This window comes from Priestia filamentosa (assembly GCF_900177535.1).
Classification (GTDB): Bacteria; Bacillota; Bacilli; order Bacillales; family Bacillaceae_H; genus Bacillus_I; species Bacillus_I filamentosa.
The window spans coordinates 154256-180765 of record NZ_FXAJ01000005.1 but is presented as its reverse complement, the minus strand read 5'-3'; the positions used below and the strand labels follow the sequence as shown (position 1 = coordinate 180765).

The following is a 26510-nucleotide window of genomic DNA, read 5'->3' as shown; positions in this document are numbered from 1 at the left end:
ATCAGATGAATTTTTGGTGTTATAATGAGGGGGCACGTGTCTAGAGCGAATTTATGTGGAAATCCCTTGTATTTTGACAAAACTCCTCATATTTTGTAGATTTATATAGGCTTTCGACAAAATACGGAATGCAGGTGGTATAAATATATGATCGAAATGAAGGATGTATATAAAACATACCCTAATGGTGTTAAAGCTATTGATGGGTTAACAGTTAAGGTTAATAAAGGTGAATTTGTATACGTTGTCGGCCCAAGTGGTGCAGGAAAATCCACTTTTATTAAGATGATGTATAGAGAAGAAAAAGCATCATCAGGATACATTATGGTGAATGGACAAAACGTAGGAGAGCTAAAAAATAGGGAAGTTCCTGTTTTCAGACGTAATATCGGCGTTGTGTTCCAAGACTTTAAGCTTCTTCCCAAGCTAACAGCATTTGAAAACGTAGCATTTGCGTTAGAAGTAATTGAAGCAGAGAAAGATGTTATCAAACAACGTGTAAAAGAAGTACTTGAATTAGTAGGAATCCAAGGTCGCGAAGACGCTCTTCCAGCTGAGTTATCAGGAGGAGAACAACAGCGACTTTCAATTGCGCGCGCAATTATAAACAACCCAAAGGTCTTAATTGCGGATGAACCGACAGGAAATCTTGACCCTGAGACATCTTGGGGAATTATGGACGTTCTTGAGAAAATTAATAAGAACGGAACAACCATTGTCATGGCTACACATAATAGAGACATTGTAAACACTATGAAAAAACGAGTAATTGCAGTTGAAGACGGTAAGATTATTCGTGATGAAGTGCGGGGGGAATACGGTTATGAAGGGTAGGACACTTTCCCGTCATTTTCGTGAAGGATTCCGCAACATTGGGCGAAACGGGTGGATGACATTTGCATCTGTAAGTGCTGTAACGGTTACGTTACTGCTTGTTGGTGTGTTTTTAGTTGTAATGTTAAACCTTAACCATTTTGCGAAATCAGTCGAAAACGATGTGGAAATTAACGCATATATCGAACGTACAGCAACAGCAGATAACATTAAAGACCTAGAAAAACAGCTTAATAATGTGCCGAAGGTTGGTACTGTCGAATTTTCTTCTAAGGAAGAAGAGTTGCGAAAGCTTATTGATGGATTAGGAGAAGAAGGTAAAGTTTTCGAACCTTTTAAACAGCAAAACCCATTAAATGCCGCTTATATTATTAAGCCTAACTCGCCTAAAGATGTAGAATCTGTTGCCAAAAAAGTTGAAAAGTTAGATTACATTGAGAAAGTAGAATATGGACAAGAATACGTTGATAAATTATTTGATGTTGTGAGCGTAGCACGTAACATTGGAATTGTCCTAATTGTTGGGCTTGTATTTACAGCAATGTTCCTTATCTCAAATACAATTAAAATTACAATTATCGCTCGAAGATCTGAAATAGAGATTATGAGACTTGTAGGAGCTACTAACTCATTTATTCGATGGCCGTTCTTCTTAGAAGGATTGTTCCTTGGTGTACTTGGTTCTATTATCCCAATTGCTATTGTTGTAAGCACGTATGCTTTACTGTTTGATTCCGTACAGCCAGATTTGGCAAAAACATATAAAACGTTTGAATTGCTACCAGTATTCCCATTCACATTACAACTTTCCCTTCTGCTTGTCTTGATTGGGGCTTGTATTGGGGTTTGGGGAAGTATGATTTCAATGCGCAAGTTTCTTAAAAAATAGTTTTTCTCGTCCAAAGGGGCTTTTTCCTACGTCTCTTTGGATTTTTTTTAGAACAAAAGGGAAATAGACTGCTCGTAGAACCTGTTCCCTGTCTTACATAGGTTAAATGTTTAGGAGAATAGAGGAGGAAACGGAAGTGAAGAAAAAAGTACTATCATGGTCAACTGCTGCACTGCTTGGTGTATCCTTTATAGGGTTCTCTTTTCAACAAGGTACTGCAGAAGCCGAGAGTCTAGAAGAACGCATGGATACGGTTAAAGAAAAGCGTTCAGATGTCTCTAAGTCTCTTAGTGAAAGCAAGAAAGAGATTGAGAGCTTAGAAGCAGAGCAGAAGAAGATTGATGAAGAAATTAAACAATTGGATGAAGCAGTAACAAAAACAAGTGAGAAAATTCGTAATAAAAATGATGAGATTGACAAAACACGTCAGCAAATTGAGAATTTGAAAAAAGATATTAAGAAGCTAGATAAGCGTATTAAAAAGCGAAATGAGATTTTAAAAGAACGTGCTCGAGCGATGCAAACGAGTGGAGGTTCTGTTGATTATATCGAAGTTTTACTAGGGTCACAAGATTTTAGTGATCTATTAAATCGTGTCAATGCAGTAAGCACCATTTCAAGTGCTGACCGTGATATTTTAGAAGCACATGAAGAAGATAAAAGAGTTAAAAAAGAAAAAGAAGATAAAGTGAAAGAAGATTTAAGCTCCCTAGAAACGAGTTTAAAAGAATTAGAGACATTGAAAGCAGACCAAGAAAAGCAAGCAGCCGAGAAAGATGCGTTTATGGCAAAACTTAAAGAAAGTCAACAAACCGCAGAAGATAAATCTTCAAAATTAGAAAATGAAGATGAGCTTCTCTCAGAGCAGGAAAAAGCAATTCAAGAACAGATGAAAAAGCAAAAAGAAGAGGCCGAGAAGCAAGTGTCTTCAGCACAACCAGTGAAGTCTACGTCAACAAGTGGTGGAGATACATCAACAAGCGGGGGAGAGACACCTCCTGTAGCAAGCGGAACATTTACAAGACCAGCTGCGGGTCCTGTAACGTCTGAGTTCGGGATAAGAAGCTTAGGAGATCATAAAGGAATAGATATTGGAAAACGAGGTGCAAGTGTGCCGATTGTTGCAGCAGCTGATGGACAGGTTTTCCGCTCTTACTATTCTTCTACGTATGGGAATGCTATATTCATTACTCATAATGTAAACGGAAAAGTATATACCACAGTTTATGCTCATATGGAATCTCGAAACGTTAGTGGAAATGAAACGGTGAAAAAAGGACAAGTTATCGGCTATATGGGGAATACAGGACGTTCTTATGGAGCGCATCTACATTTTGAAATGCATGAAGGACCGTGGAATTTAGAGAAAACAAATGCTGTTGATCCACGTAAATATATTAATTTCTAAGAAGAAGTATAAAGCCTATTTTATTTTCATATACTTTTTAAAAGACATCACACGAATTGACGGTGTGATGTCTTTTCTTACATATGAAAAGGTACATAGTTTCCATAAAATATGGCATACTAAAAGAAGATGTATGTTTTGAGGAGGAATAAATTTTGAAAAACAATCGCATATTCATTGTCTTCCTAATGATTTTGTGTTTGATAGCAGGAGGAGCTGGTACTTATGCAGGCCTTCAGTTTTTCAATGATGGAAACAGTAGCTTATCAGTAGCTAGCATATCAGATAGTGGACAAGAATCAGCTTCAACAAAAGCAGAATTTGAAAAGATTGAGAAAGTGTACAACACGCTTTCTGAGAAGTATTATAAAGACGTTGATGAAGACAAGCTGCTTGAAGGGGCTATCGACGGTATGGTAAAGTCTCTTGATGATCCATATTCTACTTATATGGATAAAAAAACGGCAGAGCAGTTTACACAATCACTTGATTCGTCTTTCCAAGGAATTGGGGCAGAAGTGAGTATGGTAAACGAAAAAGTGACGATTGTTTCTCCATTTAAAGGCTCACCAGCTGAAAAGGCTGGGATTAAAGCAAACGATCAGATTTTGCAAATCAACGGAAAAAGCGTTGAGGGGCTTGATCTTTCACAAGCTGTTTTGAAAATTCGGGGCAAAAAAGGCTCAACAGTCAACATTCAAGTGCAGCGCCCAGGCGTGAAAGAGCCGCTAACATTCAAAGTAGTTCGTGACGATATTCCAATTGAAACAGTATATTCTTCATTGAAAGAAGAAAACGGAAAGAAAATTGGGTATTTGGAAATTACCTCATTCTCTGAAAATACAGCAGATGAATTTAATAGTAATCTAAAGAAACTTGAGAAAAAAGGAATTGAGGGGCTTGTAATTGATGTAAGAGGTAACCCTGGTGGTTACTTAGAAAGTGTCGAAAAGATTCTAGATGGACTTGTTACAAAAGATAAGCCATACGTTCAAATTGAACAACGGAATGGAGAAAAAGAAGGGGTCTACTCCAAAAATGGAGAGAAAAAAGATTATCCAATCTCCGTGCTTATTGATAGAGGAAGTGCTTCTGCTTCTGAAATTTTAGCAGGGGCTTTAAAAGAAGCTGGAGGATATCCACTTGTTGGTGAAAAGTCCTTTGGTAAAGGAACCGTTCAACAGGCATTGCCGCTTGAAGATGGAAGTAACTTAAAGATGACAACACACAAATGGCTCACACCAGATGGTAACTGGATTCATGAGAAAGGAATTCAGCCAACAATTAAAGTAGAGCAACCAGAGTATTATTATGCAAGTCCAATTCAAATTGAAGAAACGTTAAAAAAAGATTCTAACGGTTCTCAAGTGAAGAATACGCAAGTGATGTTGAAAGGACTTGGATTTGATCCTGGTCGTGAAGATGGTTACTTTAGTGAACAAACAGAGAAAGCAGTCAAAGAATTTCAAGGAAAAAATGATGTGAAACAAACAGGTGAAGTTGATGAAAACACAGCTTCCCTCATTCAAACAAGACTTCTTGAAAAGATTGATTCTCATCAGAGTGACAAACAGCTTCAAGCTGCCTTAAAAGAAGTAGCTGAATAAGAAAAACCCTCTGTTTTATAAAACAGAGGGTTTTTTTATTTTGTCACATAAAAAACGGCTCTTACTATGTCAGGAGAGTGGATTTTTGCTAAAATAAAAGAAAGTGTGCTAGTTAGTTGAAAAAGAGAAAGAAAAGGGGGGAAAGAACGTGGAAATACTTCAAGAGATTTTGCTTGGGCTTTGTCGTCTGTTTCTTCATCCACTTACATATATTGCGATTTTAGTAACATATTTTATTGGGTTGGCTCGTGTGAAAAGAGAACGGAAGCATTTTCGTATTCGGGTTTTTGATTTTATTTATGAACTGCGTTTCTTATTTTGGCCAGGGCTTGCACTCGGATTGCTTCTTTCTATTATTACAATAACAGTCGGTGTAGTCGTTCCTATTGGGATGATTGTACTTATCGGAGTGCTAACATTTATACTCAGCGGACCGTGGACGTTTAGATGGCTTACTCCTTCATCTATTATTGGACTAGCTGTTATCGTTTCTTTATTTTTACCAAAAGAAGCTGGGAATAATACGTTTACAAGATGGATGCGCGAAGCAGGAGAGACAAACCTTTCTTCTCTTGCAATCTTGCTTGCCCTTCTTGTGCTTGCAGAAGGTTATCTGATTTGGAGATATGGAAGTCGGGCAACGTCGCCTGAAATTTTTAAAAGCAAACGAGGTCTTCCAGTTGGGTCTCATATATCCCAGCGTCTTTGGCTTGTGCCTTTATTTTTGCTTATCCCTAGTGAAGGATTTAGTGCTCCATTTTCTTGGTGGCCGCTTCTTAACATTAACGGACAGGAATTCTACTTTTTCTTTGTTCCATTTAGCATTGGATTCTTCCAACGAATGAAAGCGATGCATCCAAAGCAATCAGTAGAGTTTACAGGAAAACGAGTACTAGGCTTAGGGATTGTGACAGCCGTCCTTGCTATTCCTGCTAGCTTCTTTCCAGTCTTCACTGTTTTCATTGTTCTCGTTGCTATTATTGGCCGAGAGTGGATTAGCATTTCTCAACGCTTGGAAGATGCACGTCTTCCGTTCTTTTTTACACAGCGGAAAAATGGAAGCATTGTTCTTGGTGTGCTACCAAAATCACCTGCAGACGCCATGGGAATTAAAGTTGGCGAGGTTATTATAAGGGTGAATGGAGAAGACATTGCAGGAGAACAAGACTTCTATCAAGCGTTGCAAAAAAATCGAGCGCTCTGTAAATTAGAAGTGCTTGATCTCAATAATGAAATACGCCTTGTTCAGCGAGCTTTGTATGATGGAGAGCATCATGAGCTAGGCATCCTGTTTGTTGAAGACCACGAAACATCTGTAGGATAAAAAAAGACCAATCTATTATGATTGGTCTTTTTTACATTAAAAGCTCAATATCAAGTTCTCTCGCAAGCTTCTCGCAGTAAGGGCGAAGGGAATCATAATCTGTGAAGTTTGCAAGCATTCCTTTGAAGATAACTCCTTTGATTTCATCATTTTTAGCTTCTTCAGTAAGGTAGTTCACAATCTCTAGTAGATGACTCTTAGTTTTAGGAGAGGCATCTAGTGCTTTGATTTCATGTTCAATTGCTGACAAAAGTGGAAAGATTCGTTCCTTTTTGCGAGCGCGGATACGATCAAACACTTGATGAAGAGTATCTTCCTCGATTAGTGGTTCGATGTTTTTCTCAATCATAGCTTGAACAATGTCATCAATTCTATCGAATATAAAGTTGGATAACCGGTCTGAGTCTATTGAAAAATCTTCAATGAAAATTAAGCGATAGTAGGAGCTTTGGATACCTTCTAGCAAGTAATAAATATCATAAACAAGAAGATGGATGCTCTCACCGTAAATCTCATATAAAAGGCTCTCCACCCAGTGAAAGAGGCGTGTTTTAAAAGAGTAAATACGGTCTTTCATATCCTCACCAAACATCATCAATTGATCAAATTGACCTATAATTAGTTGTTTGTTTTGATGGACAAACTCATATTGAAATTTAATTTGACTAATAAGCTTGTCCTTAGGGGGGAGGTCTCCTGATTCAAGAGATTCTAAAGACTGTTCTAACTGGTTTATATAGTAATCAATAAGAGAAGTAACAAGTTCTTCTTTTGATTGAAAATATAAATAAAAAGCACCTTTAGAGATTCCACTCTTCTCTGCAATTTCCTGGACAGAAGTTGAATGAAATCCTTTTTCCGCAAAAAGCATGCTTGCTTCTTGGATAATTTTTAGTTTTTTCTCGTTCATGTATACAACTCCCTGTTTTGACCAAAGAGTCAATGGCCAAGCAATTTTCCTTCCTATTATATTACGTTACGTTAATAGTGATGTAAAGAGGACAACATCATATTCTTGATAAGTAAGGTTTATGAATTAAGAAAGAGTTAAGAGGATTATAATTGACTCAAAGGTCAGTAAATTATATACTTTTGAAGGAATGACCATGTAGTCATTAGAGAGAGAATCATTTGTATAATGAAAAAGGGAAGGAATGAGCGCCTTAAATGAAGCACATTATTAACTTTTCGTTAAAAAATAAGTTTGCTTTATGGATTTTAACCATTCTTGTAACAATTGCAGGCTTATATGCAGGCACAAGTATGAAGCTTGAGACAATACCAAGTATTACAAATCCTGTGTTGTCTATTACAACTACATACCCAGGAGCCTCACCAGAAGAAGTTTCAAAGAAAGTAACAGATCCCGTTGAGCAAGCAGTATCAAATTTAACTGGGGTTGATACAGTAAGTTCTTCTTCAAGGGAAAACATGTCTATTATTCAAGTTCAATATGCATTTGATAAAGATATGGACAAAGCTCTTGATGAAGCGAAGGAAGCTGTTAACAACCTTGATCTTGACGAGAATATTGAAGAGCCATCAATTGCTCAGCAAAGTATTGATGACTTTCCAATTTTAAGTTTAAGTATTTCAGATGATAAGAAATCAGTAGAAGAGTTAACAACATTAACAGAAGAAGAGATTGTTCCTGTACTCGAAGGAGTTGAAGGAGTCTCCTCTATCGAAACTGCTGGAGAGCAGAAGCAAGAAGTTCAGTTTACTTACAAAGAAGATAAATTAAAGGAATATGGTTTAGATAAAGAAACTGTCGAAAACCTCATTAAAGGAGCCAAAGTCTCTTACCCATTAGGCACTTTCAATATGGAAGAGAAAGAAAAAACAATTGTACTAGACGGAAACATTGAGACTGTTGAGGATTTAAAAAACCTTGAGATTCCAGTTACTCCATCTCAATCAGCTCCTTCAGGTGAAATGACTGCTGGGTCAGTTACTTCAGGAATTCCAACAGTTAAGTTAAGCGATATCGCAGATATTAAAGTAGCTGAAATAACTGAATCACTATCTAAAACAAACGGTGAGCGTTCTATTGGTGTGCAAGTTGTAAAAACGTCTGAAGGAAACACAGTTGACGTAACAAATGCCGTAATGGATGCTTTAAAAGATATTAAGGAAGATAACAGCGGTTTGAAGATTGCAACAACCCTTGATCAATCTGTTGAGATTAATAAGTCTGTTTCAACAATGATTGAGAAAGCGTTATTTGGGGCCTTATTCGCTGTAATCATTATCTTACTGTTTTTACGTGATATTCGTTCAACAATTATTTCAATTATCTCTATTCCGCTGTCACTTTTAATGGCCATGATTTTCCTAAAACAGATGGATATTTCACTTAACATTATGACGCTTGGGGCTATGACTGTTGCTATCGGGCGTGTTGTGGATGATTCTATCGTTGTTATTGAAAATATCTACAGACGAATGGCTTTAAAAGAAGAGAAGTTAAGAGGAAAAGATTTAATTCGTGAAGCAACAAAAGAGATGTTTAAGCCAATTCTTTCTTCCACAATTGTTACAATTGCCGTTTTCTTACCATTAGGCACTGTAACAGGCCCTGTTGGAGAGCTATTTTTACCATTTGCTTTAACAATTGTATTCGCCCTTTTATCTTCACTAATTATTGCGATTACAATTGTTCCGATGCTTGCTCATTCTCTATTTAAAAAAGGAGTTAAAAGCAAAAATCATGAAGAAAATGCTGGACGCTTATCTTCATTCTATAAGAGCGTTCTTCAATGGTCTCTTAATCATAAATGGATCGTTTCAGGTCTTTCTATCATCATTCTTATTGCCAGCTTATTTTTAGCACCACTTGTTGGCACAAGCTTTTTGCCTGAGCAGGAAATTAAAACGGTTAACGTAACCTTTAACCCAAATCCAGGCGAGCTTGAAGAAGATGTGAAAGAAGAGGCAGCAGATGCTGAGAAATATTTCTTAGATAAAAAGAATGTTAAAACTGTTCAATACTCTATTGGCGGTGGAAATCCTTTTGATCCAGGTGCTCAAAATCAAGCACTTTTCTATGTGGAGTATAAAGAGGATACACCAAATTTCAATGATGAAAAAGAGCAGATTGTTAAAGACTTAAATAAAGGGCAGTCGATTGGTGAGTGGAATTCCCTTGATATTTCAGGGATGGGAAATAACTCAATTGAACTTCGTGTTTATGGAGACAACACAGAGGATTTACAAGCTGCCACAGAAAAAGTCCAAAATATTATGGATGATCGCAAAGATTTAGATAAAGTAGAATCAAGTCTTTCGGAACAGAACGACCAATATACGCTTGTAGCTAACCAAGAAGAACTAGCGAAACGCGGACTTAGCGCAGGTCAAATTGGAATGAAGCTTAGTCAGCTTGGGGAACGCCCAGTCTTAACAACCCTGAATAAGGACGGAAAAGATCTTAATGTTTATATTCAAACAGATAAACAAGACTATAGTTCAATAAATGAGCTTGAAGAAGAGACTATCACGTCTCCATTAGGTCAGGAAGTTCCACTAAGCGATGTTGTAGAAGTTGAAGAAGGCAAAGCGCCAGCAACTATTTCGAAGCTTGACGGAAAAATGTATGCAACAGTAAGCGGAGAGTTTAAAGGTCAGGATGTTGGAGCAGAGTCTACAGCTATCCAAAAAGAAGTTGATAAGTTAGATCTTCCGAAAAACGTAAGTGTTGAAATGGGTGGTGTTACTGAGCAAATTAACGATTCATTTACACAATTAGGGCTAGCTATGCTTGCTGCAATTGGGATTGTTTATTTTGTGCTCGTCTTAACATTTGGAGGAGGATTAGCGCCATTTGCTATTCTATTCTCTCTACCTTTCACTATTATTGGTGGTCTGCTTGGTCTCTTTATTGCAGGCGAAACAATTAGTGTATCAGCGATGATTGGAATGCTCATGCTAATTGGAATTGTTGTAACAAATGCAATTGTGTTAATTGACCGAGTTATTGAGAAAGAGAAAGAAGGCATTACAACAAGAGAAGCTCTTTTAGAAGCAGCTTCAACCCGCCTTCGTCCAATTTTAATGACGGCTATTGCCACAATTGGAGCTCTTATTCCAATGGCATTTGGAATGGAAAGCAGTGGTCTTATTTCAAAAGGATTAGCTGTTACAGTTATTGGAGGATTAACAAGTTCAACACTTATTACTCTTCTAATTGTTCCAATTGTTTATGAAGCATTAATGAAATTAACGAGAAGAAGAAGAAAATAAAATATAGCATTGAGAGCCTGTTCAAATTTTTTTGAACAGGCTTTTTTATGTTACACTCCTTTTTACAGATGAGTGAATGTTTTCACAAATATTTTAAAGAATCATGTGTTTTAAAAAAGAACATTCTAAGAAGAAGGAGGTGAACGTTAATATGGGAGTCGATAAGATTGAACGACCTGGTCGTACACGCTGGCTAATTTCTTCGCTTTTAAGCAGTTTAATTATTTTAAACTATTTTGATCGTGTAGCCATTTCTGTTGCAGCACCAGCTATTCAAGAGTCGTTCCATTTAAGCGCTACAGAGATTGGGCTTGTATTCTCTATTTATACGTATTCATATACTATGATGCAACTTCCAGTTGGAAGCCTTCTTGATCGGTTCGGTGTCTCTTGGGTGACAAGAATTGGTATGGTATTTTGGAGTTTGTTAACCATTACGATGGCTTTCTTGCAAGGGAAACTTTTATTGTATACAGTAAGATTTCTAATCGGATTAACAGGAGCCTCTGCTTTTCCAGCTGCCTCGAAAGCAACGGCAATGTGGTTTCCACCAAGTGAGCGAAGCTTAGCCAATTCCTTTTTTGACTCTGCTGCTAAGTTCGCCAATGTACTTGGAGCTCCTTTTGTAGCTTTTATGATTACAAGATTTGATTGGCGAATAACGTTTCTTACAATTGGAATTATTAACGTTTTATTTACCTTAGTTTTTTGGTGGTACTATGAGCAGCCTAATCGCCATAAACGAATCTCTTCGGAAGAACTTAACTATATTCAAAAGTACAATGCAATTACTGAAGATAAAATGCCCTATGGGACAAGGATGGTATTAGGTAAGCTGTTTCGTCATCGCAAAGTATGGGGGCTGATGATTGGCTTCACTGGATATGGTTATACGTTCAACTTGCTTTTAACATGGATGCCTACTTTTTTTAAAGAGGAGTTTAATTTAGATCTGATGTCTTCTGGGCTTTATACAGCGATTCCATGGCTAATTTCAACAATTTCAGGAATATTAGTAGGTGGATGGCTTGTGGATTACTTTGTAAAAAAAGGGTATGAACCAGCTAAAGTGTACCGTCGAATTATTTTGTGCGGGATGTTGCTTGGTTTTGTTTTTCTAGGCTCTATTTTTACAAGTAGTGCCATTGTTTCTATTGTGTGTATTTCAATTGGATTAGCAGGTATATCAGCTACAGCTCCTGTTGGCTGGTCCATTTCTGCTGAAATAGCTCCTCCAGGTACAACTGCACTGTTAAGTTCAATTGTCAACCTTGCGAACAACTTATTTGGTGGTATTATAGCAGCAGCTTTAACAGGTTATCTTTTTGACCTCACAGGCTCATTTGACTCCAGTTTTCTTGTAGCAGGTGCTATGTTGCTTATTGGGCTTCTTTTCTATCTCTTTGTGCTTGGTGATATTGAGAAAATTAATTTAACAGAAGAGAGATAAACATGGACCTTAAAGGTGTCGTAGAAAAACTCTCTATAAGTTAGGAGGGAATCAAATGACAAAGCAAGAATGCTTAAAAGCACTCAGGTAATGTTTAGCAGCGTGTAATACCTGTTATACAGAGTGTTTAAAAGAAGATATCCATCATATGCGAGAATGTATTGAAATAGACCGCCAATGTGCAATGGTTTGTAATCAATGTGCAAAAGAGTGTGAAAAACATGACCATCCTCATTGTAAGGAATGTACTCAAGCATGTAAGGTTTGTGCAGAAGCTTGCAGAGAACTGGTAGCCTAAAAAAAGCCCTCATTTTATATGAGGGCTTTTTTATTTACTGCTTCGGGAGAACAGCTCCTAACACACCGTATACAAGGGCAACAGGTAGAAAAGCTGTAACAAAACATAGAATGACAACTAAAATTCGGATGAGTGAAGCACTAATACCGAACTTTTCCGATAGTCCTCCACAAACACCAAGCAATACTTTTCTTCTTTTAGATCGATATAATGAATTCAAGTTTTTTCTCCTTTCGTATATAGCTATAATTAGTGAAAAGGAACGGTATTTATTCAGCTACTATATGTATACCCTTCTATTAACAATCGTAAAAGTTAAAAAGTGAACATTCTCCAACAAGCCATTAACTTTTCATTATTCTATAAATTCCAAACATTTAGTATTGAAAAATAGGTTTAATACGGCTAGATTAGAATATAAGTGGAAGTGAATGAGGAGTTAATAATGAAACAGAAATCGTTTATATCGCTAAAAACAAAAATTCTAACTCTTATTATTGGGCTTATTTTAGGAATTGTTCTTCTTTTAACAACAATTTATATTTACAATGAAATTCAAGATGAACGCGATAAGGTTGAAAAGCTCTCATTGCAAGTAGTGAAAACGCTTTCTTTTTTACCTCCTATTCAACATGCATTCGAACATTCACCTGAAGATGCAAAAATTATTCTTCAGCAGATGAGAACTCAAGTTGGAGCAGATGCGCTGAGGATTACAAGTAAAGAAGGAAAGTCTTATTCATACCCTACAAGAGGTTCTACGATATCTAATGTTTATGATCCTATAAATTATAAAGCACTAACTTTCGGAGGTTACTATTTAAAAGAAGGAAAAGGTGTTAATGGCTCATCTTATATCGCAAAAGCACCAATTGTACAAGAAAATGAGGATAGTGAAAAAATCATTGGTGTTGTTACAGCGGAGTTTTCAAAGAAATCTATATACAAAGAAATTTGGAATAAACTTCATGTTGTATTATTTTCTTCTCTAGTTGTTGTGCTATTGGGTATTTGGGGAGGTATCCTCTTAACCAAAAGCATTCGAAAAGACACATTAGGTTTAGAACCAGCTGAAATCTCTTCCTTATATAGAGAAAGGCAGGCTGTTATTCAATCTATTAAAGAAGGAATTGTGTCAATCGACAGAGAGGGCTATATTACAACGTTTAATCAATCAGCAAAAGAATTACTGGGACTGGAAGAAGCGGATTCAGGTCAGCTACTAGAGCATATCTACCCTCAGATAGGGATGAAGGATGTGCTTATGACAGGAGAAAGTAAAAATAATGAAGAGTGCTTAATAAATGATAGGCTTCTTATTGTAAATGTAACGCCAATTATACGAAAAGAGAAAATCATCGGAGGAGTTGCTAGTTTTCGAGACAAAACAGAGCTTAAGAAACTAGTTGATAAGCTTTCTGAAGTGAAAAAGTACTCTGAAGATCTAAGAGCTCAAACCCATGAGTTTGCAAACAAGCTTCACCTTCTCCTGGGATTGCTTCAGTTAGGGTACTATGATGAAGCAATTGCTTTTATTGAGGAGGAATATGGGTTTCAAAAATCTCAAAATGATGCTCTTTTTCAAAAAATAGTGGATCACAAAGTCCAAGGTATGTTACTTGGGAAAATTGGTAAAGCATCTGAGAAAAAAATCCACTTTACAATTGATGAAAACAGTTCATTACATCAGATTCCAGAACATATTGAAACTTCTGAGCTGACGGTGATTATTGGGAACCTAATTGATAATGCTTTTGAAGCTGTTAGAAGCATGGATAGAGAAAAAAAGGTGAGTTTTTTTATCACTGACCTCGGACAGGACATTATTATTGAAGTAGAGGATAATGGAGAAGGAATATGTGATGAACAGATTTCAGTTATTTTTCAATCATCTTTCTCAACGAAAGGAAAAGATAGGGGATATGGATTAACAAATGTAAAGAGAGCTGTTGCTCACCTTCATGGGGAAATTGAAGTTCAAAGTGAGAAAGGAAAGAGGACTATTTTTACAGTCTATCTACCAAAAGAAATTAAAGGGGCATAAAAGGGGAGTCAAACATGTTACGAGTAGCAATTGCAGAAGACGATTTCCGAATCGCTGATATCCAAGAGAAATTTCTCTTAAAAATAGAAGAAACAGAGGTTGTAGGAAAAGCATTTAATGCAGAACAAACAATGGAGCTTTTGAGAGAGAATGAAGCTGATTTGCTTTTACTTGATATCTACCTTCCAGATCAGACAGGAATTGATCTTCTGCCTAAGTTAAAGCAGGAGTTTAAAGACTTAGATGTGATCTTGATCACAGCCGCAAGGGAAAAGGAGTTATTAGAAAGAGCTTTAAAAATAGGGGTTGAGAACTATTTAATCAAACCTGTAAGTGCTGAAAAGTTTACAGAGGCAATTAAAAAATATAAAAAGAGGAAAGAAATGCTTCAATCTGCTGAAGAGATTGATCAAACGTTTGTAGAACTTTTCTTCCAAGGCATCCACGAAGCTTCAGCACCTGAGAAGCAGCTTCCTTCTGGCATTGATCCGCTGACGTTAGAGAAAATTACTAAAGTTATGAATCAATTTCATAAGGGGGCTTCAATTGAAGAAGTAAGTGAAGCAATGGGGGCTTCTCGTACAACAGCTCGGCGTTATTTAGAATACCTTGTATCCATTCAACAGCTAAGAGCAGAGTTAGAATACGGTATTGTGGGAAGACCGGAGCGGAAATACTACTTGATTGTGAGTGAAGAATGAGTGGAGGTATTAAATGAGAAAAATAATGCTGTTTATCAGTTTGTTTATGCTCGTTTATATATCAGGCTGTGCTGAGAAAGAAAATGACAAAGAAGCTTTTCCAACGCGTGAGTTAGAAATTGTTATACCAGGCGCCTCTACGGGAGGATGGGGACAGACAGCTAAAGGGATGCAGTCCATTCTAACAAACGAAAGCATTACAGATCAATCTGTTGTGCTTACTTCTCTTTTAGGTGGAAACGGGGAGAAGGGATGGAAGTATCTTCAATCACAAGATGGCCATTCTGTCGCAATGAATTCAAGTCTTCTTTTAACAAATAACCTTATTGGGCAAAGTGCTCTAACTTATCGTGATTTTACACCAATTGCAATGCTTTCCACGGAATGGGAAGTTATTGTTGTAAGCAAAAACAGTGATATTAAAGAAGTGAAAGATATTATTAAAAAGCTTCAAGAAGATCCTGCATCATTAAAATTGGGTATTTCCCCTGGCATTGGAAATGACGATCATCTATCCTTTATTCAAGGCATCAATCAGTATGGAATCAATGGCGCAAAGCTTGATTTCAGTGTATATGAAGATCGTTCGTCACTTCTCTCAGCATTACTTAAGAGGAAGCTTGATGTGACAATTATGCCTCTTTCTGAAGCAAAGTCATATTACAGAGAAGGAAAAATAAAAATGCTTGCTATTTCATCTGAGAAACGGATTGAAAATTTTAAAGAAGTTCCAACATGGAAAGAACAAGGTCTTAATGTTGTTTTTTCACATTGGAGAGGAGTAATGGGACCAAAGGGTATGACAGATGAGCAGATAAAATATTGGGATGAGAAGATTAAAGAAATGGTAGAGACAGAGGAATGGCAACAAATTCTGAAAGAGAACGAGTGGGAATCTTTCTATAAAAATCATGAAGAAACAAAAGCATTTTTGCAAGAACAGGCCTTATTCTACAAAAAACTAGTAAACGGATTTTAATATTTGTATATTTTGAGGACGAAGGGAAACAGCCCCTTCGTTTTTTTGCATGTTTTAAAGGGAAAAAGGGAAAAGTGTGTACTACAAACAAAAAAAAGTTCGGTAAAAAATTACAAGAAAATACGAACATATTTTTGGTTTTTCTTCATTTATTGTGATAAGATATTTCTATAATTTGTGTAAGAGCGGGGTGTTTAGTGTGGACAATCAGTTTGAACTTGTTTCTTCTTATCAACCTCAAGGCGATCAGCCTAAAGCTATTGATAAGCTTGTCCAAGGGATTAAAGAAGGTAAACAGCATCAAGTATTGCTTGGAGCAACAGGCACAGGCAAAACGTTCACTGTTTCAAATGTAATTAAAGAAATTAACAAGCCAACGCTTGTTATTGCTCATAACAAAACACTAGCTGGACAGCTCTACAGCGAGTTTAAGGAATTCTTTCCAAACAATGCTGTGGAGTATTTTGTTAGTTATTATGATTACTATCAACCAGAGGCGTATGTTCCTCAAACAGATACATTTATTGAAAAAGATGCGAGTATTAATGATGAAATTGATAAGCTTCGTCACTCGGCAACGTCTTCTTTGTTTGAAAGAAATGATGTTATTATCATTGCCAGCGTTTCTTGTATTTATGGTCTAGGTTCGCCTGAAGAATATAAAGAAATGGTTCTATCATTAAGAGTGGGCATGGAAAGAGAACGAAATGAGCTTTTGCGCAATCTTGTGGATATTCAGTATGAAAGAAATGATATTGATTTTAAGCGCGGTACGTTTCGCGTTCGTGGTGATGTAGTGGAAATTTTCCCAGTTTCAAGGGATGAACATTGTATACGCGTTGAATTTTTTGGAGATGAAATTGATCGTATCCGAGAAGTGGATGCTTTGACAGGGGAGATTATTGGTGACCGTAACCATGTAGCAATTTATCCTGCTTCCCACTTCGTTACTCGTGAAGAAAAAATGCGTGTTGCTATTCAAAATATCGAAAAAGAGTTGGAAGATCGTCTTAAAGTATTAAAGGATAACGGCAAGCTGCTAGAAGCGCAGCGACTAGAACAACGTACGCGCTACGATCTCGAAATGATGCGCGAAATGGGATTCTGTTCAGGGATTGAAAACTACTCTCGTCATTTAACGCTTCGTCCACCAGGATCAACTCCGTATACGCTTTTAGATTTCTTTCCAGATGACTTTTTAATGATTGTGGATGAGTCACATGTAACAATGCCACAAATACGCGGCATGTACAACGGTGACCAAGCACGTAAACAGGTTCTCGTTGATCACGGGTTTCGTTTGCCTTCTGCTCTTGACAACCGTCCGCTTCGCTTTGAAGAATACGAGAAACATATTTCTCAAATGGTTTATGTTTCAGCAACGCCAGGACCTTATGAAATGGAAAAAGCACCAGAATTCATTGAGCAGATTATTAGACCGACAGGATTGCTTGATCCAACAATTGACGTGCGTCCAATTAAAGGACAAATTGATGATCTCGTAGACGAAATTCGTAAGCGTACTGAACGAAATGAGCGGGTACTTATAACAACGTTAACGAAAAAAATGTCGGAAGATTTAACAGACTACTTAAAAGAGCTTGGCATTAAAGTCAACTATCTTCATTCAGAAATAAAAACATTAGAACGTATTGAAACAATTCGTGAGCTTCGCATTGGCACATATGATGTGCTTGTTGGGATCAATTTATTAAGAGAAGGGCTAGATATTCCGGAAGTTTCTCTTGTAGCTATCCTTGATGCAGATAAAGAAGGGTTTTTACGTTCAGAACGTTCTCTTATTCAAACGATTGGTCGTGCTGCAAGGAACGAAAATGGTCATGTTATCATGTATGCTGACAAAATTACAAAATCAATGGACATTGCGATTAATGAGACAAAACGTCGTCGTGAAACGCAAATAGCTTACAACGAAGAACATGGTATAACGCCGCAGACGATTCAGAAAAAAGTACGTGATTCTATTCGAGCAACAATGGTTGCAGAAGATGAAGAACAGTATGAAAATCGTCCAGACTTGAAGAAGATGACGAAACGAGAGCGTGCAGAAGTTATTGAGAACATGGAAAGAGAAATGAAAGAAGCTGCAAAAGCGCTTGATTTCGAACGTGCCGCACAGCTTCGTGATACTATTTTAGAGTTGAAAGCGGAGGGATGATTGTCTTATGGCAACAGATCGCATTGTTGTAAAAGGGGCTAGAGCCAATAATTTAAATAATCTTGATGTTACAATTCCTAGAGATAAACTCGTCGTAATGACGGGTTTATCTGGTTCAGGGAAATCTTCATTAGCTTTTGATACGATTTACGCGGAAGGACAGCGTCGTTACGTTGAGTCTTTATCAGCGTACGCTCGGCAGTTTTTGGGACAGATGGATAAGCCTGATGTGGATTCTATTGAAGGTCTTTCGCCAGCAATTTCAATTGACCAAAAAACAACAAGCCGTAATCCGCGCTCAACAGTTGGGACAGTCACAGAAATTTATGATTATCTACGCTTGCTGTTTGCGCGCGTCGGACGTCCAACGTGTCCAAATCACGGTATTGAAATTACATCTCAAACAATTGAACAGATGGTTGACCGCATTTTAGAATATCCAGAGCGCACGAAGCTTCAGGTGCTCGCTCCTGTTGTTGATGGACGTAAAGGTATGCATGTAAAAGTGCTTGAAGATATTAAAAAGCAAGGCTTCGTACGCGTTCGAATTGATGGCGAAATGTATGATCTTGGCGATGACATTAACCTTGAAAAAAATAAAAAGCATACTATCCAAGTAGTTGTGGACCGTATTGTTGTAAAAGAAGGGGTAGAAACAAGGTTAGCAGACTCTCTTGAAACGGCACTTCGGTTAGGGGAAGGAAAAGTCGTTATTGATGTTATTGGAGAAGAAGAGCTTCTTTTCAGTGAACATCACGCATGTCCATATTGTGGTTTCTCAATCGGTGAACTTGAGCCAAGAATGTTTTCATTTAACAGTCCATTTGGAGCTTGTACAAGCTGTGATGGATTAGGAGTTCGTCTTGAGGTTGATTTAGATCTTGTGATTCCAAACTATGATTTATCACTCAAAGAACATGCAATTGCACCTTGGGAGCCAACAAGCTCACAGTATTATCCACAGCTCTTAAAAGCTGTTTGTGTGCATTATGGAATTGATATGGACATTCCTGTTCGCGATATTCCTAAGCATTTATTAGACAAAGTGCTCTATGGGAGTGATAAAGAACGCATTCATTTTCGCTATGAAAATGATTTTGGACAAATTCGTGAAAACGATATTGAATTCGAAGGGGTTATCCCAAATATTGAGCGTCGTTATCGTGAAACAAGCTCAGACTACATCCGGGAGCAGATGGAAAAATATATGGGAGAACAGCCTTGCCCAAAATGTAAAGGAAACCGTCTTAAGAAAGAAACGCTCGCTGTTTTAATTGATGGTAAGCATATTGGGAAAGTAACGAGTTTTTCTGTACAAGAAGCATATGAGTTTTTTGCAACCCTTAGTCTTTCTGAAAAAGAGATGCAAATTGCTCAAATGATTTTAAGAGAAATTACAGAGCGTCTAGGATTTTTAAACAACGTTGGCCTTGATTATCTAACATTGAACAGATCTGCAGGAACGCTTTCAGGAGGCGAAGCACAGCGCATTCGTTTGGCAACTCAGATTGGTTCTCGTTTATCAGGCGTTTTATATATTTTAGATGAACCATCAATTGGACTTCATCAACGTGACAACGATCGTCTTATCGAAACAATGCAGAGCATGCGCGACTTAGGAAATACCCTTATTGTTGTTGAACATGATGAAGATACCATGATGGCGGCTGATTATCTTATTGATATTGGACCTGGAGCAGGGATTCATGGAGGAAAAGTTGTTTCAGCAGGCACGCCTGAAGAAGTAATGCATGACGAAAACTCTTTAACAGGTCAATATTTATCAGGAAAGAAATTCATCCCACTTCCGACAGAGCGAAGAGCTGTTGATAAAGAGCGAATGCTTGAAATTGTAGGGGCAAAAGAAAATAACTTAAAAAATGTAAAAGTAAAGCTTCCACTAGGTTTGTTCCTTGCTGTAACAGGCGTATCAGGTTCAGGGAAGAGTACGCTTATCAATGAGGTACTAAGGAAATCACTGTCACAAAAGCTGAATAATGCGAAACAGAAGCCAGGGGAGCATAAAGAAATTAAGGGAATTAATCACCTTGATAAAATTGTTGATATTGACCAATCACCTATTGGTAGGACGCCCCGCTCAAATCCGGCAACATATACAGGTGTGTTTGATCATATTCGGGACTTATTTGCTCAAACAAATGAAGCAAAAACACGCGGATATCAGAAAGGCCGTTTTAGCTTTAATGTAAAGGGAGGACGTTGTGAAGCATGCCGAGGAGATGGAATTATCAAAATCGAAATGCACTTCCTTCCAGATGTGTATGTTCCATGCGAGGTTTGCCATGGGAAGCGATATAATCGTGAAACGCTTGAAGTGAAATATAAAGGAAAGAACATTGCAGATGTTTTGGAAATGACTGTTGAAGATGCAATTGAATTCTTTGAAAATATTCCTAAAATCAAGCGTAAGCTTCAAACAATTGAAGATGTTGGCCTAGGTTACATTACACTTGGTCAACCTGCTACAACTCTCTCAGGAGGCGAAGCACAGCGTGTGAAGCTTGCGTCAGAACTTCATCGTCGTTCAACAGGCCGTACAATGTATATTTTAGATGAACCAACAACAGGTTTGCATGTTGATGATATTGCTCGTTTACTAAAAGTTCTTCAGCGCTTAGTTGGCAATGGAGACACTGTGCTTGTTATTGAACATAACTTAGATGTTATTAAGACTGCTGATTATATTATTGACCTTGGTCCTGATGGTGGGGATAAAGGGGGACAAATTGTAGCAACAGGAGTACCAGAAGAAGTTGTAAATGTTGAAGGATCTTATACCGGTCGTTATCTTGCGCATATTCTTGAGAGAGATCGTAAAAGAATGGAAGATCGTTTAAAAGGAGCAGAAACGGTTAAAGCATAATGTGAAAAGGGTAAGTCTACTAAAAAGTGGCTTATCCTTTTTTTGTAGAGCTAAGGAAAGTTTTTCGAATGTTGAAACTTACTTCAACATAAAAACGTAATACAGATAAAGGAGATGAAAAAATAAACATGGAGTCTAATAAAGTCTTGTCAGCCCTTTCTTATTTTAGTCTTTTCTTTGCTCCCTTTCTCTTACCAATTATCATCTACTTTGTTACTCAAGATAAAAGAGTTAAGGATGATGCAAAATGGGCATTGTTCTCTCATATATTACCAGTATTATCAATACCTTTATTCTTCCTTTACCTTATCCCATATTTCTCAGGTCACTATGGCTTATCAGCCGCATGGATTATTTTTGTTGTTATCCTGTGTCTTGTTCTCTCGTTTGGAGTTGCAATTTGGAATGTTGTCAAAGGAATTAAAGTCATCATTGATCGTTAATAAGGAGGAAATATCATGGAAAACCAACGTAAACAGCTTCTGAAAATGATTGAAGAAGGTCGAATTTCTGCTGAGGAAGCATTTAAATTACTTGAAGCAATGGAAAGAGAAGAAAAAGAAGCAAAACAGAAGGAAGAAAAAGCGGTAGAAGTTTCCCCTTTTTTAGACGAGAAAGCTTTTCAAAAGGAAGAGCCTCCTCGTGAGCGTGATTTAAAGAAAAAAGTGTTTTCATTTTTAGATCAAACTGTAAAGAAGATTAAAGATACAGATTTAGATTTTAACTTTGGTACTTCTTACGATGTTAATCAAATTTTCCAACATAGTGATGTGGAAGTTCGTAGTCTTGACCTTGATATTGCCAACGGAAATGTAAAAATTGAGCCTTGGTCACAAAATGAGGTCCGTATTGAATGTTCAGCAAAAGTTTATAAAGTAAATAGCCAAGAAGAAGCCAAAAAGCTTTTCTCTCAAGAAACAATATTTTCTACTGAAGAAGGCAAGATTCGTTTCAATGTTCAAAATAAAGGGATTAAAGTCAAAGCGCACCTGTTCATTCCAAATGTAGAGTATAATGAAATCATATTGCGCACGTTTAACGGTCCTATCGTTGGGAAAGATTTAAAAATAGGAAATTTAAAAGCTAAAACGGCGAACGGCAGCTTATCATTTGAGAATATACGCGGAGAAAAAGGGGAGTTTGAGACAGTACACGGAGCTCTTTCACTACAAAATATTTCACTCAATAAGTGTGAAGGAGAGACAATCAATGGAGCTATTAATCTAAGAGGGGAAGCAAGGCATGTTGATTTGCAGACATTCAATGGAAGTATTGAACAGTATTTAATACAGCCTTCTCAATACGTATTTCTGAAATCAACAGCAGGAAGCATCAAAACTTTCTTTGCACCTGGAGCTTTTATTGATGGAAGTATTCGCTCGAACTTTGGCAACCTTACATGTAACCTTCCAAATGTTCATATATTAGAAGAAAAGAATGAGAAAATCCAAAAGGTTTTAAAGTTCCGCTCTATTAATAGTGGGGACAGCATCACGAAAATAGTGGCTGAATCTAGAACAGGAGCTATCGGACTGTATGAAAGGGAAGTGTAGCAATTGAAGACAAAGCTGTATCGTTCTGTAAAGGACCGTAAGTTAGGTGGAGTACTCGGTGGACTTGCTGACTATTTAAATATGGACAGCAGCCTTCTTCGTATTATTTTTATTGTTGCATTTATTGGCGGAGTAGGATCGATTGGGTGGATTTACCTAATATGGATTTTCATCGTTCCAAATGAAGGAGAATAACGTATGTGGAAAAGATGGGTTATTAGCATTGTTGTGAATGCATTAAGCCTTATGATTGTATCAACCATTTTTGACGATTTTTATTTGAGTTCAGTCAGTGCAGCTGTAATTGCTGCTATTGTGCTCTCTATTATTAACATCATCATTAAGCCAATCCTTATTTTATTTACGTTACCAGCAACAATCTTAACATTGGGATTGTTCCTATTTGTCATCAATGCAATTACATTGATGATTACACAAGGAATCATTGGAGATGCCTTTATTATTGATGGGTTTAGTACAGCTTTGTTTGCAGCAATTATTATGGCGCTATTAAATTTAATCGCTCAAAAAGCATTTATTGAGCCAATGCAACGTTAGAAGAGCAGGTGAAGGAACCTGCTCTTTTTTTTAGTTTTTTTAAGAAATTTTTCTTCTAAAATCATTTAATGATACAATAAACAGGATAACAGCATTTGTAATTAGAAAGAGAAAATATCTTTACATCAAATACGAGAAAACAGGGAGGAACCATCCTTGGCAAAAGTGAGAACAAAAGACATAATAGAGAAATTTAATCTAGAACTAATCAGTGGAGAAGAAGGAGTGAACCGCCCGATTACAGTGAGTGATATTTCACGACCTGGCATTGAGATGGCAGGCTATTTTACATATTATCCTGCAGAGCGCCTTCAGCTTCTTGGAAAAACAGAGATTTCTTTTTTTAATCAACTTGATGTTGAACAAAAGCAAATCAGAATGGAAAAGCTTTGTACAGATATTACTCCAGCTATTGTTGTATCAAGAGAGATGGAAGTCCCACAAGAGCTTATTGAAGCCTCTGAGCGCGAGTCCGTGCCTGTTTTGCGCTCTGACATGAAAACAACACGGTTATCAAGTCGATTGACAAACTACTTAGAAAGTAAACTTGCTCCTACAACAGCGGTACACGGTGTATTAGTTGATATTTATGGTGTTGGGGTTTTAATCATCGGGAAAAGCGGCGTTGGGAAAAGTGAAACAGCACTTGAACTTGTAAAACGAGGCCATCGTTTAGTTGCTGATGACTGTGTTGAAATTCGCCAGGAAGATCAGGATACTTTAATTGGAAACGCTCCTGGGTTAATTGAACATCTTCTAGAGATTCGCGGATTAGGTATTATTAATGTTATGACACTCTTTGGAGCAGGTGCTGTGAGAAACTTTAAGCGCATCACTCTCGTTATTAACTTGGAGACATGGGATCAAACAAAGCATTATGATCGTCTTGGTCTTGAGGAAGAAAAAATGAAAATTATTGATACACAGATTACGAAACTAACAGTTCCTGTACGTCCAGGTCGAAACTTAGCCGTTATCATTGAGGTAGCTGCAATGAACTATCGTCTTAAGAAAATGGGTATTAACGCAGCTGAACAATTTTCGAATCGCCTAACAGGGGCAATTGAAGATACAACGCTTGAAGATCATGACGAAACATATTGAGAAAAGACTAAACTATAAAGGAAGTGAGAGAGATGGAAGACATTCAGCCACTTGATCGTGTGTTCCTTGAAATTGGTCCGTTAACGGTTTATTGGTATGGGGTAATTATCGGGATTGGCGTAATTCTTGGTCTTTATTTAGCGACAAAAGAATGTGATCGTCGAGGTATTCCAAAAGAAGTCTTTGTTGATCTAGTTCTATTTGCAGTACCGATTGCTATTATCTTTGCTCGTGTTTATTATGTAGCATTTAAATGGGACTATTATTCTGAGAACTTAGTTCAAATCCCGCAGATTTGGCATGGAGGAATCGCAATTCATGGAGGACTTATTGGTGCTGTATTAACAGCTGTTATCTATTCTAAAGTGAGAGGGTACTCATTTTGGAAGCTCGCTGATATTGCAGCTCCGAGTATTTTACTAGGTCAGGCAATTGGGCGATGGGGAAATTTTATGAACCAAGAAGCCCATGGAGGACCTGTTTCAAGAGCCTTCTTAGAAAACTTACATTTGCCAAAGTTCATTATAGATCAAATGTATATTAATGGGACTTATTATCACCCAACATTTTTATATGAGTCACTGTGGAGCATAGTTGGCGTCATTGTTTTAATCTTGTTAAGAAGAGCAAACTTACGCCGAGGAGAGCTTTTCTTTACATACGTTATTTGGTATTCGATTGGGCGCTTCTTTATTGAAGGAATGAGAACAGATAGTTTAATGCTGACAAGTTCACTTCGCATTGCTCAAGTTATTTCTATTGTACTAATTCTCCTTTCTATTATTTTTATTATAGTTCGTCGCTGGAAAGGATGGAGCAAGAAGCACTATCTTGATCAGTAATGTTCGATAATCTAGGGATAGGGGGATATACTTCATGAAAAAGTCGCTTCAAAGGGGAATAATCGCAGGGTTAAAAACAACATGGACACTCGGGAAAATCATTTTTCCTGTTACACTTATTGTTTATCTTCTTCAGTATACGCCAGTCATTGATCTTATTGCTTCGTGGCTAACACCTGTAATGAAAGTCATTGGACTTCCAGGGGATGCAGCTGTTCCACTTGTTTTAGGAAACTTGCTTAATTTGTATGCTGGGATTGCAGGAATCTTAGCGCTTGACTTGTCTGTAAAAGAAGTTTTTATTCTAGCTGTTATGCTGTCATTTAGCCATAACTTGCTTATTGAATCAACAGTAGCATTAAAAGTGGGAGTTAGACTTTCCGTTATTTTGTCTGTTCGTATTGGGCTTGCTCTCTTGTCTGCTTTTATTATCAATCTTGTTTGGAAAGGTGGAGGAGAGCAAGCTCAGTACGGCTTTATTTCTCAGAAGGATGAAGTTGTATCAGGATGGGGAGCCATTATACTAAAAGGGATTGAAACAGCTGCTATGGGGATTTTACAGCTGGCAATCATTGTTATCCCTGTCATGATTGCACTTCAAATTTTAAAAGATTTAGGATGGTTAAGTAAGTTTTCAAATAAGATGGTTCCTTTTACAAAATTATTAGGTATGAATGGAAATACTTCTACAACGCTTGTAACAGGGCTCTTAATTGGTTTGGCGTATGGGGCAGGGGTTATGATTCAAGCAGTTCAAGAAGAAGGGGTATCTAAAAAAGATGCAACGCTTGCCTTTATTTTCTTAGTTGCTTGTCATGCAGTTGTAGAAGACACACTTGTTTTTATTCCACTCGGTATTCCTGTTCTGCCATTGCTGCTTATTCGCGTTATTACGGCCCTTCTTTTGACGATTGTTATCGCTAAAATTTGGAGTCGCCAAAAGGGATTATCTCAAAGAAAGGAAGTTACCTATGAACGTTAATACTCTTCTTTTTGACTTAGATGGAACATTAATTGATACAAATGAGTTAATCATTTCTTCTTTTTTACATACGCTTGAAACATATTATCCAAGCAAATATAAAAGGGAAGATGTACTTTCATTTATGGGGCCACCTCTTTATGATTCATTTGCTCGATTAAATCCAGAAAATATAGAGGAAATGGTTGACTGTTATAGAGCATACAACCATGAGCATCATGACCGCTTAGTGACAGAATTTCCAACTGTTTTTGAAACGGTAAAATGGTTAAAAGAGCAAGGTTACAAACTTGGTATTGTAACAACCAAAATTCGTCAGACAGTTGAAATGGGACTGAAGCTAACAGGATTAGATTCTTTTTTCGATGTTGTCATTACGCTTGATGACGTTCAGCATGCTAAACCACATCGTGAACCAATTGATAAAGCATTAGTTAAGCTGAATGCTAAACCAGAGGAAACAATGATGATTGGAGATAATTCGCACGATATTCTGGCTGGTAAAAATGCTGGCACAAAGACAGTTGGGGTAGCTTGGAGTGCCAAAGGAAAAGCACATGTTGCTTCATATGAGCCAGACTACATTCTCGATGAGATGGGAGATTTAAAAGCCATACTTGGAGGAAAGTAAC

The 26510-nt window shown here is 37.3% G+C and carries 22 protein-coding genes and 1 pseudogene; 21 read left to right on the top strand and 2 right to left on the bottom strand.

Features of this window, described 5'->3' with window-relative positions:
- Positions 1-147: 147 nt before the first annotated feature.
- The 5 genes from ftsE (at position 148) to B9N79_RS18640 (ending at position 6062) form a co-directional block, all read left to right on the top strand.
- The gene (ftsE, locus tag B9N79_RS18660; protein ID WP_019394898.1) at positions 148-834 is read left to right on the top strand and encodes a cell division ATP-binding protein FtsE; all 687 of its coding nucleotides are present in this window, start codon (positions 148-150) and stop codon (positions 832-834) included.
- Positions 824-1723, top strand: coding sequence for a permease-like cell division protein FtsX (ftsX, locus tag B9N79_RS18655; protein ID WP_019394899.1), 900 nt, complete (start codon positions 824-826; stop codon positions 1721-1723). The genes ftsE and ftsX overlap by 11 nt, the downstream gene beginning before the upstream one ends.
- Before the next feature lie 136 nt (positions 1724-1859).
- Positions 1860-3131, top strand: a complete 1272-nt coding sequence (locus tag B9N79_RS18650) for a murein hydrolase activator EnvC family protein (RefSeq protein WP_040060252.1) — start codon at positions 1860-1862, stop codon at positions 3129-3131.
- A gap of 188 nt (positions 3132-3319) precedes the next feature.
- Positions 3320-4738 (top strand): S41 family peptidase, encoded by a 1419-nt coding sequence (locus B9N79_RS18645; protein ID WP_040060481.1) that lies wholly within the window; start codon positions 3320-3322, stop codon positions 4736-4738.
- 148 nt (positions 4739-4886) lie between these two features.
- Positions 4887-6062, top strand: a complete 1176-nt coding sequence (locus B9N79_RS18640; protein WP_040060251.1) for a PDZ domain-containing protein — start codon at positions 4887-4889, stop codon at positions 6060-6062.
- A 31-nt stretch (positions 6063-6093) separates the two neighbouring features.
- Here B9N79_RS18640 and B9N79_RS18635 read toward each other — a convergent pair whose 3' ends face one another.
- Complete coding sequence (locus tag B9N79_RS18635; protein WP_019394903.1) at positions 6094-6972, bottom strand: TetR/AcrR family transcriptional regulator; 879 nt, start codon at positions 6970-6972, stop codon at positions 6094-6096.
- 257 nt (positions 6973-7229) lie between these two features.
- On the opposite strand from B9N79_RS18635, the gene B9N79_RS18630 reads away from it, so the two are divergent.
- The 3 genes and pseudogenes from B9N79_RS18630 to B9N79_RS26910 all read left to right on the top strand — a co-directional run.
- Positions 7230-10304: an efflux RND transporter permease subunit gene (locus tag B9N79_RS18630; protein WP_040060250.1), complete on the top strand. Its 3075-nt coding sequence runs from the start codon at positions 7230-7232 to the stop codon at positions 10302-10304.
- Between the two features lie 151 nt (positions 10305-10455).
- Complete coding sequence (locus B9N79_RS18625) at positions 10456-11754, top strand: MFS transporter (protein ID WP_019394905.1); 1299 nt, start codon at positions 10456-10458, stop codon at positions 11752-11754.
- A 103-nt stretch (positions 11755-11857) separates the two neighbouring features.
- Positions 11858-12052 (top strand): annotated as a pseudogene (locus B9N79_RS26910) (four-helix bundle copper-binding protein); the annotation flags it as partial.
- 34 nt (positions 12053-12086) lie between these two features.
- Here the strand turns inward: B9N79_RS26910 and B9N79_RS18615 are convergent.
- Complete coding sequence (locus B9N79_RS18615; RefSeq protein WP_019394906.1) at positions 12087-12272, bottom strand: PspC domain-containing protein; 186 nt, start codon at positions 12270-12272, stop codon at positions 12087-12089.
- Between the two features lie 225 nt (positions 12273-12497).
- Between B9N79_RS18615 and B9N79_RS18610 the strand changes: the two genes are divergently transcribed.
- The 13 genes from B9N79_RS18610 to ppaX all read left to right on the top strand — a co-directional run bounded on the left by B9N79_RS18610 (position 12498) and on the right by ppaX (position 26509).
- On the top strand, positions 12498-14096 hold the full coding sequence (locus tag B9N79_RS18610; RefSeq protein WP_040060249.1) for a sensor histidine kinase: 1599 nt from the start codon (positions 12498-12500) through the stop codon (positions 14094-14096).
- 14 nt (positions 14097-14110) lie between these two features.
- Positions 14111-14797: a response regulator gene (locus tag B9N79_RS18605; protein ID WP_040060248.1), complete on the top strand. Its 687-nt coding sequence runs from the start codon at positions 14111-14113 to the stop codon at positions 14795-14797.
- A 13-nt stretch (positions 14798-14810) separates the two neighbouring features.
- The gene (locus B9N79_RS18600; protein WP_040060247.1) at positions 14811-15776 is read left to right on the top strand and encodes a tripartite tricarboxylate transporter substrate binding protein; all 966 of its coding nucleotides are present in this window, start codon (positions 14811-14813) and stop codon (positions 15774-15776) included.
- 199 nt (positions 15777-15975) lie between these two features.
- Positions 15976-17955 (top strand): excinuclease ABC subunit UvrB, encoded by a 1980-nt coding sequence (gene uvrB / locus B9N79_RS18595; RefSeq protein ID WP_040060246.1) that lies wholly within the window; start codon positions 15976-15978, stop codon positions 17953-17955.
- 7 nt (positions 17956-17962) lie between these two features.
- On the top strand, positions 17963-20839 hold the full coding sequence (gene uvrA / locus B9N79_RS18590; protein ID WP_046218018.1) for an excinuclease ABC subunit UvrA: 2877 nt from the start codon (positions 17963-17965) through the stop codon (positions 20837-20839).
- Between the two features lie 128 nt (positions 20840-20967).
- Positions 20968-21282 (top strand): magnetosome magnetite crystal formation protein family, encoded by a 315-nt coding sequence (locus tag B9N79_RS18585; RefSeq protein WP_019394912.1) that lies wholly within the window; start codon positions 20968-20970, stop codon positions 21280-21282.
- Positions 21283-21297: 15 nt separating this feature from the next.
- A complete protein-coding gene (locus B9N79_RS18580; RefSeq protein ID WP_040060244.1) occupies positions 21298-22392 on the top strand; it encodes a DUF4097 family beta strand repeat-containing protein in 1095 nt (364 codons plus the stop codon).
- Positions 22393-22395: 3 nt separating this feature from the next.
- Entirely contained in the window at positions 22396-22587 is a 192-nt protein-coding gene (locus B9N79_RS18575) for a PspC domain-containing protein (RefSeq protein ID WP_019394914.1), read from the top strand.
- 3 nt (positions 22588-22590) lie between these two features.
- Positions 22591-22950, top strand: a complete 360-nt coding sequence (locus tag B9N79_RS18570; RefSeq protein WP_019394915.1) for a phage holin family protein — start codon at positions 22591-22593, stop codon at positions 22948-22950.
- A gap of 156 nt (positions 22951-23106) precedes the next feature.
- Positions 23107-24054 carry an HPr(Ser) kinase/phosphatase gene (gene hprK, locus B9N79_RS18565; RefSeq protein ID WP_019394916.1) on the top strand — a complete coding sequence of 316 codons (948 nt, stop codon included), beginning with the start codon at positions 23107-23109 and terminating at the stop codon, positions 24052-24054.
- Between the two features lie 32 nt (positions 24055-24086).
- Positions 24087-24896 (top strand): prolipoprotein diacylglyceryl transferase, encoded by an 810-nt coding sequence (gene lgt, locus B9N79_RS18560; RefSeq protein ID WP_040060243.1) that lies wholly within the window; start codon positions 24087-24089, stop codon positions 24894-24896.
- 34 nt (positions 24897-24930) lie between these two features.
- A complete protein-coding gene (locus B9N79_RS18555) occupies positions 24931-25878 on the top strand; it encodes a nucleoside recognition domain-containing protein (RefSeq protein WP_085118780.1) in 948 nt (315 codons plus the stop codon).
- Positions 25868-26509, top strand: a complete 642-nt coding sequence (gene ppaX, locus B9N79_RS18550; protein WP_019394919.1) for a pyrophosphatase PpaX — start codon at positions 25868-25870, stop codon at positions 26507-26509. The genes B9N79_RS18555 and ppaX overlap by 11 nt, the downstream gene beginning before the upstream one ends.
- The last annotated feature ends 1 nt before the right edge of the window (position 26510 follow it).

Coding starts and splice junctions, on each gene's coding strand:
- ftsE (WP_019394898.1), top strand. CDS start 148: ATGATCGAAATGAAGGATGTATATAAAACATACCCTAATGGTGTTAAA.
- ftsX (WP_019394899.1), top strand. CDS start 824: ATGAAGGGTAGGACACTTTCCCGTCATTTTCGTGAAGGATTCCGCAAC.
- B9N79_RS18645 (WP_040060481.1), top strand. CDS start 3,320: ATGATTTTGTGTTTGATAGCAGGAGGAGCTGGTACTTATGCAGGCCTT.
- B9N79_RS18635 (WP_019394903.1), bottom strand. CDS start 6,972: ATGAACGAGAAAAAACTAAAAATTATCCAAGAAGCAAGCATGCTTTTT.
- B9N79_RS18630 (WP_040060250.1), top strand. CDS start 7,230: ATGAAGCACATTATTAACTTTTCGTTAAAAAATAAGTTTGCTTTATGG.
- B9N79_RS18625 (WP_019394905.1), top strand. CDS start 10,456: ATGGGAGTCGATAAGATTGAACGACCTGGTCGTACACGCTGGCTAATT.
- B9N79_RS18610 (WP_040060249.1), top strand. CDS start 12,498: ATGAAACAGAAATCGTTTATATCGCTAAAAACAAAAATTCTAACTCTT.
- B9N79_RS18605 (WP_040060248.1), top strand. CDS start 14,111: ATGTTACGAGTAGCAATTGCAGAAGACGATTTCCGAATCGCTGATATC.
- B9N79_RS18600 (WP_040060247.1), top strand. CDS start 14,811: ATGAGAAAAATAATGCTGTTTATCAGTTTGTTTATGCTCGTTTATATA.
- uvrA (WP_046218018.1), top strand. CDS start 17,963: ATGGCAACAGATCGCATTGTTGTAAAAGGGGCTAGAGCCAATAATTTA.
- B9N79_RS18585 (WP_019394912.1), top strand. CDS start 20,968: ATGGAGTCTAATAAAGTCTTGTCAGCCCTTTCTTATTTTAGTCTTTTC.
- B9N79_RS18580 (WP_040060244.1), top strand. CDS start 21,298: ATGGAAAACCAACGTAAACAGCTTCTGAAAATGATTGAAGAAGGTCGA.
- B9N79_RS18570 (WP_019394915.1), top strand. CDS start 22,591: ATGTGGAAAAGATGGGTTATTAGCATTGTTGTGAATGCATTAAGCCTT.
- lgt (WP_040060243.1), top strand. CDS start 24,087: ATGGAAGACATTCAGCCACTTGATCGTGTGTTCCTTGAAATTGGTCCG.
- B9N79_RS18555 (WP_085118780.1), top strand. CDS start 24,931: ATGAAAAAGTCGCTTCAAAGGGGAATAATCGCAGGGTTAAAAACAACA.
- ppaX (WP_019394919.1), top strand. CDS start 25,868: ATGAACGTTAATACTCTTCTTTTTGACTTAGATGGAACATTAATTGAT.